Raw genomic sequence first — 1,359 nt, forward strand, 5'->3', positions numbered from 1 at the left:
AACATTTGAAAAATAACGCAGCGAAGCGCTGTTTTGCCCAGATTCTTGTGAAGGAGAAAACACCAAATCTAAACCGTCGGCAAAACCAAGTTTTTTGCTGACCATAATGGCATCGGTGCCCGCTCTCTCTTCATAATCAAAGTCGTAAATCGAGTACGCGTTATAAACGTCATTAGGGTTCCAGATGGTATTCATGGACCAGTTAATACGAAAACGCCCGACACTGGCACTCCAATCGTCGCTCTTCCAGCTCACATACAATCGGTCAAATTGAGAATTCAGAATAACGTCGTCTTCGCGCCAGTTTTTGCTCAAATCAAAGTAGCCATTATCTAGCGCGACAAGTTCGGGATATTGAGGAATGTCTAACGCATCGCCCCACAAAGCTCGGTTTCGCAAGCCAACATTAACACGCCAATTTGGAGAAAAACGGTATTCAAAATTCAGACGATTGTGCAGCAGATGATAGAGCGAACTGCTTCGATCATCTGGCATGCTGTATGTTGCCATATACTTAATATACCCACCAAAATCCCAAGATTTTCGAGGTTGTAAACCAGGGATATTGGCAACAGCACAAAAGCTGAAAAAGCCAAGCAAGGAAAGGCTTAATGCCTGACTAACCACCACCATCCATGGCGGAGAAAAACGAATGTGTAAGCCGCTACGCATGAAACTTCTCTGCCGTGCTACCGATGTTGGCGAAATCTCTCGCGAGGCGTCCGTCTTCAAACACAATAATACGATGGGCTCGTTTGATGACCCTCGGGTCGTGAGTCGAGAAAATAAATGTCGTGCCCTCTTGTTCGCTCAGTTGCTCCATGATGTCGAGTAACTCCGAAGTACTCTTTGCGTCTAAGTTGGCGGTCGGTTCATCTGCCATGACAAAGCGAGGCTTAGGTGCAAGTGCCCGTGCGACAGCGACTCTTTGCTGCTGGCCACCCGACATTTTGCTCGGACGTTTGTGCATCTGCTGAGCTAAACCAACTTGCTCAAGGAGAGACATGGCACGCTCTCGGCATTCTCGTTCCGTTTTGCCTTGTAACTGCATCACAAACTCGACGTTTTCCAACGCGGTCAAAACAGGAAGAAGACTGTAGTCTTGGAAGATAAAACCAATATTGTCTCGTCTATAGGCGATCAGCTCTTTCTCCGACATCTCTGAAATTAAACATCCATCGATTTCAACACTGCCTGAAGTTGGAGCATCAATACCGCCAAGCATATTGAGCAATGTCGTTTTACCTGAGCCAGAAGGCCCCATGATGGCGACAAATTCTCCTTGTTTTATTTCTAAATCAACGTGTTGTACCGCATGCACAGGGAAATCACTGTCTGGATTATAAGTTTTCGTCAGTC

Annotated in this window: 1 protein-coding gene and 1 pseudogene; both read right to left on the reverse strand. The window is 46.2% G+C overall.

The annotated features are described in order from the left end of the window. Window positions 1–672: pseudogene (locus R8N49_RS24690) on the reverse strand (hypothetical protein); the annotation flags it as partial. After that, complete coding sequence (locus R8N49_RS24695; RefSeq protein ID WP_318190164.1) at window positions 665–1,357, reverse strand: ABC transporter ATP-binding protein; 693 nt, start codon at window positions 1,355–1,357, stop codon at window positions 665–667. The pseudogene R8N49_RS24690 and the gene R8N49_RS24695, both read right to left, overlap by 8 nt. Between the last annotated feature and the right edge of the window lie 2 nt (window positions 1,358–1,359).

The sequence above is a fragment of the Vibrio sp. 1978 genome (assembly GCF_033344345.1).